Annotated in this window: 12 protein-coding genes; 9 read left to right on the top strand and 3 right to left on the bottom strand. The window is 72.4% G+C overall.

Annotated elements, in window-relative coordinates; all coding sequences use genetic code 11:
- Window positions 1-66: 66 nt before the first annotated feature.
- From AOJ26_RS27220 to AOJ26_RS27200, 5 genes are read left to right on the top strand one after another with little or no spacing between them, the layout of a single operon-like run.
- Complete coding sequence (locus tag AOJ26_RS27220; RefSeq protein WP_053850996.1) at window positions 67-501, top strand: roadblock/LC7 domain-containing protein; 435 nt, start codon at window positions 67-69, stop codon at window positions 499-501.
- A gap of 2 nt (window positions 502-503) precedes the next feature.
- Window positions 504-875, top strand: coding sequence for a DUF742 domain-containing protein (locus AOJ26_RS27215; protein WP_037716095.1), 372 nt, complete (start codon window positions 504-506; stop codon window positions 873-875).
- Window positions 853-1,452 carry a GTP-binding protein gene (locus AOJ26_RS27210; RefSeq protein ID WP_007386183.1) on the top strand — a complete coding sequence of 200 codons (600 nt, stop codon included), beginning with the start codon at window positions 853-855 and terminating at the stop codon, window positions 1,450-1,452. The genes AOJ26_RS27215 and AOJ26_RS27210 overlap by 23 nt, the downstream gene beginning before the upstream one ends.
- Window positions 1,453-1,510: 58 nt before the next feature.
- On the top strand, window positions 1,511-2,089 hold the full coding sequence (locus AOJ26_RS27205) for a GAF domain-containing protein (protein WP_053850995.1): 579 nt from the start codon (window positions 1,511-1,513) through the stop codon (window positions 2,087-2,089).
- A 57-nt stretch (window positions 2,090-2,146) separates the two neighbouring features.
- Window positions 2,147-2,746 carry a TetR/AcrR family transcriptional regulator gene (locus AOJ26_RS27200; protein WP_053850994.1) on the top strand — a complete coding sequence of 200 codons (600 nt, stop codon included), beginning with the start codon at window positions 2,147-2,149 and terminating at the stop codon, window positions 2,744-2,746.
- On the opposite strand, the gene AOJ26_RS27195 is transcribed toward AOJ26_RS27200, so the two are convergent.
- The 3 genes from AOJ26_RS27195 to AOJ26_RS27185 are packed head-to-tail and all read right to left on the bottom strand — an operon-like array spanning window position 2,743 to window position 4,879.
- Window positions 2,743-3,336 (bottom strand): GPP34 family phosphoprotein, encoded by a 594-nt coding sequence (locus AOJ26_RS27195; protein WP_053850993.1) that lies wholly within the window; start codon window positions 3,334-3,336, stop codon window positions 2,743-2,745. The two genes, AOJ26_RS27200 and AOJ26_RS27195, sit on opposite strands and share 4 nt — an antisense overlap.
- Window positions 3,337-3,377: 41 nt before the next feature.
- Window positions 3,378-4,532 carry a YbfB/YjiJ family MFS transporter gene (locus tag AOJ26_RS27190; RefSeq protein WP_078960044.1) on the bottom strand — a complete coding sequence of 385 codons (1,155 nt, stop codon included), beginning with the start codon at window positions 4,530-4,532 and terminating at the stop codon, window positions 3,378-3,380.
- Window positions 4,533-4,588: 56 nt separating this feature from the next.
- A complete protein-coding gene (locus AOJ26_RS27185) occupies window positions 4,589-4,879 on the bottom strand; it encodes a muconolactone Delta-isomerase family protein (protein ID WP_053850991.1) in 291 nt (96 codons plus the stop codon).
- A gap of 108 nt (window positions 4,880-4,987) precedes the next feature.
- Here AOJ26_RS27185 and AOJ26_RS27180 point away from each other — a divergent pair, with 108 nt between their 5' ends.
- The 4 genes from AOJ26_RS27180 (at window position 4,988) to tdh (ending at window position 8,505) form a co-directional block, all read left to right on the top strand.
- Window positions 4,988-5,926 (top strand): LysR family transcriptional regulator, encoded by a 939-nt coding sequence (locus tag AOJ26_RS27180; RefSeq protein ID WP_053850990.1) that lies wholly within the window; start codon window positions 4,988-4,990, stop codon window positions 5,924-5,926.
- A 127-nt stretch (window positions 5,927-6,053) separates the two neighbouring features.
- Entirely contained in the window at window positions 6,054-6,767 is a 714-nt protein-coding gene (locus AOJ26_RS27175; RefSeq protein WP_053850989.1) for an SDR family NAD(P)-dependent oxidoreductase, read from the top strand.
- A gap of 32 nt (window positions 6,768-6,799) precedes the next feature.
- Window positions 6,800-7,171: a YybH family protein gene (locus AOJ26_RS27170; protein WP_053850988.1), complete on the top strand. Its 372-nt coding sequence runs from the start codon at window positions 6,800-6,802 to the stop codon at window positions 7,169-7,171.
- Window positions 7,172-7,476: 305 nt separating this feature from the next.
- Window positions 7,477-8,505, top strand: a complete 1,029-nt coding sequence (gene tdh, locus AOJ26_RS27165; RefSeq protein WP_053850987.1) for an L-threonine 3-dehydrogenase — start codon at window positions 7,477-7,479, stop codon at window positions 8,503-8,505.
- Window positions 8,506-8,516: the final 11 nt, after the last annotated feature.

The following is an 8,516-nucleotide window of genomic DNA, read 5'->3' as shown; positions in this document are numbered from 1 at the left end:
CCCCTGTGTATCACCCCACCCCCCAGTGCTCCCGCAGACCTTCGTACCTCAAGGAGTCGATCCACCATGGCGAGCGAAGCGCCGACCGGCCATGTATCCGATCTCGACTGGCTGATGAGCGGCCTCGTGCAGCGCGTGCCGCACACCAGCAGCGCGGTTCTGCTGTCCTGCGACGGGCTCGTGAAGTCGGTCCACGGCCTCGACGGGGACAGCGCCGACCACATGGCGGCCCTGGCCTCCGGCCTGTACTCCCTCGGCCGCAGCGCGGGCGTCCGCTTCGGCGACGGAGGAGAGGTCCGCCAGGTCGTCGTCGAACTCGACTCGACGCTGCTGTTCGTGACCACCGCCGGCTCCGGCACCTGTCTCGCCGTCCTGGCGGGACGCGAGGCCGACGCCGCCGTGCTCGGCTACGAGATGGCGATGCTCGTCAAGAGCGTGCGCCCCTACCTGGTGACCGCGCCCCGGCAGCACACCGTCGATTCCCCGGCGATGAGGCCTTGAGCGTGGCGGCGGCCGGCGACGGGCCCTGGCTCGACGACGCGGCCGGGCGGCTGGTGCGGCCCTTCACGGTCAGCAACGGCCGCACCCGGCCGTCCATCGCGTTCGACCTGCTGTCGCACGTGATGGCCACCGGTGCCACCCCCATCGGCTACCTCGGCCCCGAGCACGCGCAGGCGCTCGACCTGTGCCGCGCGCCCGTCTCGGTCGCCGAGGTCGCCGCCCATCTCAAGCTGCCGGCGGTGGTCACCAAGGTGCTGCTGTCCGACCTCGTCGACTGCGGGGCGCTGACCACCAAGCCCCCCGAGTTCACCCACAACCCGACTGACCGGGCTCTTCTGGAGGCAGTGCTCGATGGACTACGACGACAGCTCTGATCCCTTCCCCACCGCACTGAAGATCCTGGTGGCGGGAGGGTTCGGGGTAGGCAAGACCACCTTCGTGGGCGCGGTCAGCGAGATCGCCCCCCTCAGCACGGAGGAACTGCTCACCACGGTCAGCGCCGCGACCGACAGCCTCGACGGCATCGAGAACAAGGTCGAGACGACGGTGGCCATGGACTTCGGCCGGATCACCCTCGACCCGGAACACGTCCTGTACCTGTTCGGCACGCCCGGACAGGAGCGGTTCTGGTTCATGTGGGACGAGCTCTCCGAGGGCGCGCTCGGCGCGGTGATCCTCGCCGACACCCGCAGACTGGAGGACTGCTTCGCGGCCGTGGACTTCTTCGAGCAGCGCGGCCTCGGATTCATCGTCGCGATCAACGAGTTCGACGGGGGGTACCGCTACGACCCCGAGGAGGTCCGCGCCGCCATCGACCTCCCGCCGGAGATTCCGATCGTGCGCTGCGACGCCCGGATCTCCAGTTCCGGTGTGCAGACCCTGCTCACCCTCGTACGGCATCTCATCGCCCACAGCCCGGCGCCCGCGCCGAGCCACGGCGCCCACATGTGACCCCCGCACACACCGCCACGGAGCCGCATATGACCGACGTCGACAGCGACGGCCGCCCATGAGCTACGACCCACCGCGCCCGGCCGGCCGGCTGCTGCTCACCCCGGAGGACAAGGAGGCCCCGGACCGGGCGCGCAGACTGCGCCTGCTCGGGCTCGGGGAGTATCCGGAACCCGCGCTGGACAGCTTCGCCGAGCGGCTCGCCGAGCGCACGGGAGCGCCGTACGCGATGGTCAACTTCCTGGGCGAGCACCGGCAGTTCTTCGCCGGTCTCCGGATTCCCGCGCCCCGGCCCCCGGCGGACGGCGAGGAGGCCAAGCCGGAAGTGGGCCGCTACATGGCGCGCGACCATGGGTTCTGCCCCCATGTGGTCGCCCGCCGCAAGGCGCTGGTGCTGGAGGACGTCCGTGACTACCCGCGGTTCGCGGGCAACCCGGTCGTCGACGAGTTCGGCATCCGCTCCTACCTGGGGGCTCCGCTCATCGACTCCACGGGGATGGTGCTGGGCACGGTGTGCGCGGCCGATGTGGAGCCGCGACCCTGGGGGAAGTCCGGCCTGGAGACCATCAAGTCGTCGGCGGCGGACCTGGTCGCGCGTCTGGAGCGACGGCACGCCGACGGGCTCCCGGTGCTGTGACGGGCGAGACGGCTCTCTTTCTAGCCGACCGGTCTAGTATCCGCGTACTCTTGCCGTGTGGGACGCACCAGTGATGCCAAGGAGAAGATCCTCGGTGCCGCGCGCTCACTCATCGAGGGGCGCGGCTACTCGGCGCTGGGCGTGGCCGAGATCTGCAAGGCGGCCGGGGTGCCTAAGGGCAGCTTCTACTACTTCTTCGAGTCCAAGGAGGCCCTCGCGCTCGCCGTCGTCGACGAGCACTGGGCGGCCCAACGGGCCGAGTGGCAGAGCGCGTTGGGTGCGGACACGGATCCCCTGCGGCGGTTGCGCGCGCTCTTCGAGCTGACCGAGGCCGGCCAGCGCGCCGTCCAGGAGGGCCGCGGCACGGTGGCGGGCTGTCTGTTCGGGAACCTCGCTCTGGAGCTGAGCAACCACGCCGAGCCGGTGCGCGGACGGCTCCAGGAGATCTTCGACGCGCAGGTCGACATGGTGGAAGCCGTCGTCGCCGAGGCCCGGGAGCGCGGCGAGGTCACCGTGCCCGACACCCGGCAGGCGGCGCGGGCGGTGGTGGCCCAACTGGAGGGCCAGGTGATGTTCGCCAAGCTCTACAACAGCCCCCAGCGCCTGAGCGCGCTGTGGGACAACTGCCGGGCGCTGCTCGGCGTGACCGGCTCCTAGTAACCGCGCCAGACGTTGTCGAAGGCCGCGTCCTCGATGACCTTGCGCTGGCGCACGGCCTCCAGTTCCATCACCGCGTCCCCGACCGCGGCCAGCACGGCGGCCGCCTCGTCGGCGAGTTCCCCGGCCGGTTCCCCGCCGATCCCGGCGGCGGCCGCGAGGGCGGCGAGGACGGGTTCGCCCGCCGCCAGGCGCTCCTCGGCCTGCCGCCGGGCCGCCGAGTCGACCAGCTCCGTCCGCCCGGTCCGCAGCGGGATCCGGCGGCCGCGTCGCCGGTCCGTGAGTCCGGTCCGCTCCAGGTCGTCGACGTAGGCCGCGGACAGCCCGCGGCCCCGGCGCCACAGCCAGTCCTCGACCGACTCGTACGGTTCCTGCCGTACGAGGGTCTCGGCGGCCTCGTCCAGCAGGCGGTCGCCGGTGGGGGACGGGGCGTTGGGCAGGAGGCGGTCGCCGTCCAGGACGAGGGCGCGGGCGTCGAGCAGGTCGAACACCTCGGCCGCCGCGAGCGCGAGCGAGAGATCGCCCTGCTCCACCGGCTTGTCGGCGGCCACGTCGAGGGCGACGATCGCGAGATCCCGTGCGGTGGTCATCGGCGGCTCCATGTCGGTCGGCCGGGTGCGGCGGTGCGGGCTCAGGGGCCGGCCGGGCTGGGCCGGGCGTCCTGAGCCGATTCTCGCTGCTGATCGGGGACCGTGGCACCCGAAACGACCATGTGATGCGGAAAACCGATGCGCAGCACCCCGGCCGCCCCCGCCGCGGCCAGCACCACGAGGGCCGCCGTCAGCAGTGCCGGGTGGTAGCCGTGGTGCAGCAGCGGGGCCACGGTCAGGGGGCCCAGGATCTGACCGACCGAGTACCCGGCGGTCAGCAGCGCGACCGAGCGCGGAAACCGCAGATGTGCTCCGACGGCCAGGGCGAGCGTGCTGACGCCGATGAAGGTGGCGCCGAACAGCACCGCCGAGCCGAGGGCCGCTGCCGTACCGCCGACCAGGGCGGGCAGCGCGATGCCGGCCGCCTGGACCACGAGGGCCGTGAGCAGCAGCCCGGGGCGGGACCAGCGGCGACCCAGCCGGGCCCACAAGGCCGCGGACGGTACGGCGGCCAGGCCCACGAGCACCCAGGCGCCGCTGCCGATCCAGCCGGGGGAGTCCTGTCCGACGGCGGCGACCAGGAAGGTGCCGGCGACGATGTATCCGACGCCCTCCAGCGTGTAGCTGACGAACAGCGCCCCGAACCAGCGGTGCGTGCGGGGCCTCGCGGCGGTGCCCTCCACGGGAGCGACGGGGGCCTCGTCCGGCCGTAGGTGCCACGAGACGGCGGCGAGCAGTGCGGTGAGGGCGGCGGCGGCCCACCAGGCGGTGCGCCAGTCGCCGACGGGCCGCACCGCCAGGACCAGCAGGCCGGACAGCGCGATGCCGCCGCCGACCCCGCCGAACCCCCAGCCGGGCAGGTGCGGCGGATGGTCCCGCAGGTGGTGCAGGAGGGACCCGGCCGCGACGACGAACACCAGGGCGCTCGCCACGCCGGCCAGCAGCCGCAGCACGGCCCAGACGGTGGTGCTGTGGGTGAGGGGCATCGCGGCGAGGGTGCCGGTCAGCAGGAGCAGACAGGCGCGCGGCACGGCGCGCGACCGGACCAGGACGGGGGCCAGGGTGCCCGCGAGGGCGCCGAGGAGGTAGCCGGCGTAGTTGGCGGTGGCCAGGGTCGCGCCGGCCCCGGCGGACAGGCCCGCCTGGGTGTGCATCAGGGGCAGGATCGGGGTGTAGGCGAAGCGGCCGACCCCCATGGCCGCCGCGAGCGCGGCCGCGGCCCGGATGACGTGACGCCAGGGGGAGGGAGCGCTCACTTCGTGCCGGGGTCGTTGGGGTGCGGCTGGAGCGGGGTGACGGTGAGGGTCATCCACGGCCGCAGGGGCAGGGTGCCGAGCACGTTCGCGTGGAGCTCCTCCTCGTCGGCGGCCCGCCACACGCCGATGCTGCGCAGCTCGCCCACCGGACGCCAGAGCCGGGCCAGATGGCCCGAGGCGGCCAGTTCCCCCGCGCGGACGGCCTCGGCGGCCCGCCGCCGGTCGACCTCCTCCTGTCCGGTGCCCTCGGGAACGGTGGTGGTGATCTCGACCAGGAACTCTTCCATGACGCGCTCCGCTCGTCGTAGGTGAGCCCATCGTGCGCGCTTCACCTGCGCCGATGCCACGACCGGCGTCCTCGCTGCTGATAGGCGCAGCCTCCCAGCGCGCGTACGATGGCGCCCGTGGAACTGCGTCAGTTGCGCTACTTCGTCGCGGTCGCCGAGGAGCTGAACTTCGGCCGGGCCGCCGAGCGGCTCCTGATCGCCGGTCCCTCGCTCTCCCAGCAGATCAAGGCGCTCGAACGGGACCTGGGCGTCCGGCTGTTCGACCGGGACCGCCGCAAGGTGTCCCTCACCGCTGCCGGTGCCGCCCTCCTCCCGCACACCCGCGCCCTCCTGGACCGGGCCGAGGACCTCAGACACCGGGCCGGCAGGCTGTCCGGCTCGCAGTCGGTGCGGCTCGGATACGTCAACTGGCTGCCCCCGGACCTGATGACGCGTACGGCGGCGGTGGCCCAGGTGCACGTCGACGCCTGGGTCGCCCCCTCCCACACCCAGGCCGCGCGCGTCGCCGACGGCAGCCTGGACCTCGCCGTGTGCTGGGTGCGCACCGACGACCTGCGCAGGCTCGGGCTGCGGGCCCGGCTGATCGGCGCCGACCGGCTCTACGCCGTGTCCAGGGGCGGCGACAGCGGCGACGTGCCCGACGTGCCGGCCCGGGACGCCGACGTGCTGATCGACGACGACCTCACCGCCTGGGCGTCCTGGAACGTGTACGGCGAGGAGCTCGCGCGGGCCACCGGCGCCCGGACGGTCCGCATCTCCGACGGCGCGATCACCGGCCCCGCCTTCTTCGACCACGTACGCCGCTGCACCCGCCCGGTCGTCAACTCGCCCAAGGGACAGACGAGTCCGCTCCCGCCGGACCTGGTCCGCCGCGAGATCGTCGCACCGAAGGTGTACTGGACCTGGTCCCTGGTGCGGCGCGAGAACGAGGACCGCGCCGGTGTCCTGGCCGTCGTCGACGCGCTGTGCGAGGACGTCGGCGATCTCGGCATCCACGCCCCGGACGCCTGGCTGCCCGCCGACGACCCGTACGCGATCCCCGGCTGACCTGCGCTGGGAGCCGGTGCCTCCCAGACGGGAGGAAGCCGGTCCTTCCCCCTCCCGGCGGACCGGCCTACCTTCCAAATAGTCGACCGGTCGGCTAGTACCGGTCACGGACTCGGAGAAGGTCACCATGAGCACCCAGAACCAGAAGGTCGCGATCATCACCGGCGCCTCGCAGGGCATCGGCGCCGCCCTCGTCGAGGGCTACCGCAAGCTCGGCTACGCCGTCGTAGCCACCTCGCGCACCATCGCACCCGTCGACGACGCCGACGTCCTCACCGTCCAGGGCGACATCGCCGACCCGGCGACCGCGGAGCGTGTCGTCGCGGCCGCCGTGGAACGGTTCGGGCGCGTCGACACCGTCGTCAACAACGCGGGCGTCTTCGTCGCCAAGCCGTTCACCGAGTACACGGCCGAGGACTTCGCGACCGTGACCGGCATCAACGTCGCCGGTGTCTTCCACCTCACCCAGCGGGCCGTCCCGCACCTGCTCGCCCAGGGCGGCGGCCACATCGTCAACGTCACCACCAGCCTCGTCGACAACGCGGACTCCAGGGTCCCGTCCGTGCTCGCCTCGCTGAGCAAGGGCGGCCTCCAGTCCGCCACCAAGTCCCTCGCCGTCGAGTACGCCACCCGCGGCATCCGCGTCAACGCCGTGTCGCCCGGCACCATCAAGACGCCCATGCACCCCGAGGAGACCCACGAGTTCCTCTCCGCCCTGCACCCGGTCGGACGGATGGGCGAGATGAGCGACATCGTCGACGCCGTGCTCTTCCTGGAGACGGCGCCGTTCGTCACCGGCGAGATCCTGCACGTCGACGGCGGCATGAGCGCCGGTCACTGATGAATCGTCGACTCACGGAAGGAATAGCGGACATGACCAGCGAAGCCGATGACAAGGCGATCCTGAGCGGGGTCCTCGACCGGTGGAAGTCAGGTGTCGACGCCCACCGCCCCGAGCACGTGGCCGCCCTCTTCACCGAGGACGCCGTCTTCCAGGGACTGCACCCCTACAGCGTCGGACGGCAGGGCGTCGCCGAGTACTACGACTCCCAGCCGCCCGGCCTGAAGGCGGCCTACCGGATCCTGGAGACACGGCGACCGGCCGACGGCCTCGTCCTGGGCTACCTGGACGTCGAGTTCTCGTTCACGGACCGGCCCCCGCTCGCGGTCAAGCTGGCGGTGCTCCTGACCCGCGTGGAGGACGACTGGTACATCGCCCACTACCAGGTCTCCCGCCTCGACTAGGGCCCGCGCGTCGGTACTCCACGCCGTGCCGTGTCCGCAAGCCGGGCCCGCGATGTCGCCGGGCCCGGCTGCGAGGCGCATCCATGGGCGGGCCGTGCGGACTCACCCCGGTGGCCTACGCCGCCGGCCTGGCGCCGGTCGTCCCACGGCTCGGCGGTCCCCTGAGCGGCGGCGCGTTCCCGAGGTCCGTGCGAAGGTGTGAAGCGGAGCTGTGGCACCGCTTAAGAAAGTCTCGATGGACCGCGGCGGTGCCGTACGGCAGATTGCTGGGCGTTTCCACCCCTCGTACCCACAGGAGCCGTACCTTGAAGGCGCTGGTCAAGGAGAAGGCGGAGCCCGGGCTGTGGCTCGCGGACGTCCCGGAGCCGGCCGTCGGGCCCGGTGACGTGCTGATCAAGGTGCTGCGTACCGGTATCTGCGGCACCGATCTGCACATCCGGAACTGGGACGGCTGGGCCCAGCAGGCGATCCGGACCCCGCTCGTGCTCGGGCACGAGTTCGTCGGCGAGGTCGTGGAGACCGGGCGCGACGTCACGGAGATCAAGGCCGGCGACCGGGTGAGCGGTGAGGGGCACCTGGTCTGCGGGAAGTGCCGCAACTGCCTCGCGGGGCGCCGTCACCTGTGCCGGGCCACGGTCGGGCTCGGCGTCGGCCGGGACGGGGCCTTCGCGGAGTACGTCGTGCTGCCCGCCGCCAACGTGTGGGTGCACCGCGTCCCCGTGGACCTCGACGTGGCCGCGATCTTCGACCCGTTCGGCAACGCCGTGCACACCGCGCTGTCCTTCCCGCTGGTCGGCGAGGACGTGCTGATCACCGGCGCCGGACCGATCGGGCTGATGGCGGCGGCGGTCGCCCGGCACGCGGGTGCCCGCAACGTCGTGGTCACCGACGTCAGCGAGGAGCGCCTGGAACTCGCCCGCAAGATCGGCGTGAGCCTCGCGCTGAACGTGTCGGAGGCGCGGATCGCCGACGGACAGCGGGAGTTGGGCCTGCGCGAGGGCTTCGACATCGGCCTGGAGATGTCCGGGCGGCCGGAGGCCCTGCGCGACATGATCGCCAACATGACGCACGGCGGCCGGATCGCGATGCTGGGACTGCCGGCCGCGGAGTTCCCGGTCGACTGGGCCCGGATCGTCACGTCCATGATCACCATCAAGGGCATCTACGGCCGGGAGATGTTCGAAACCTGGTACGCGATGTCGGTCCTCCTGGAGGGCGGCCTCGACCTCGCCCCCGTGATCACCGGCCGGTACGGCTACCGCGACTTCGAGACGGCGTTCGCCGACGCGGCGAGCGGCCGCGGCGGCAAGGTCATCCTCGACTGGACCAACTGACTTAGGGACTG

Origin of the sequence: Streptomyces sp. NRRL B-24085, assembly GCF_001282115.1 — a bacterium.
Lineage (GTDB): Bacteria > Actinomycetota > Actinomycetes > Streptomycetales > Streptomycetaceae > Streptomyces.
The sequence above is the reverse complement of the archived record's forward strand: the minus strand, read 5'-3'. Positions and strand labels throughout refer to the sequence as shown.

What these genes read in the sequence shown, in the direction of transcription:
- AOJ26_RS27220 (WP_053850996.1), top strand. Translation starts at nt 67, where the DNA reads ATGGCGAGCGAAGCGCCGACCGGCCATGTATCCGATCTCGACTGGCTG.
- AOJ26_RS27210 (WP_007386183.1), top strand. Translation starts at nt 853, where the DNA reads ATGGACTACGACGACAGCTCTGATCCCTTCCCCACCGCACTGAAGATC.
- AOJ26_RS27205 (WP_053850995.1), top strand. Translation starts at nt 1,511, where the DNA reads ATGAGCTACGACCCACCGCGCCCGGCCGGCCGGCTGCTGCTCACCCCG.
- AOJ26_RS27195 (WP_053850993.1), bottom strand. Translation starts at nt 3,336, where the DNA reads ATGACCACCGCACGGGATCTCGCGATCGTCGCCCTCGACGTGGCCGCC.
- AOJ26_RS27190 (WP_078960044.1), bottom strand. Translation starts at nt 4,532, where the DNA reads ATGGGGGTCGGCCGCTTCGCCTACACCCCGATCCTGCCCCTGATGCAC.
- AOJ26_RS27185 (WP_053850991.1), bottom strand. Translation starts at nt 4,879, where the DNA reads ATGGAAGAGTTCCTGGTCGAGATCACCACCACCGTTCCCGAGGGCACC.
- AOJ26_RS27180 (WP_053850990.1), top strand. Translation starts at nt 4,988, where the DNA reads ATGGCGCCCGTGGAACTGCGTCAGTTGCGCTACTTCGTCGCGGTCGCC.
- AOJ26_RS27175 (WP_053850989.1), top strand. Translation starts at nt 6,054, where the DNA reads ATGAGCACCCAGAACCAGAAGGTCGCGATCATCACCGGCGCCTCGCAG.
- AOJ26_RS27170 (WP_053850988.1), top strand. Translation starts at nt 6,800, where the DNA reads ATGACCAGCGAAGCCGATGACAAGGCGATCCTGAGCGGGGTCCTCGAC.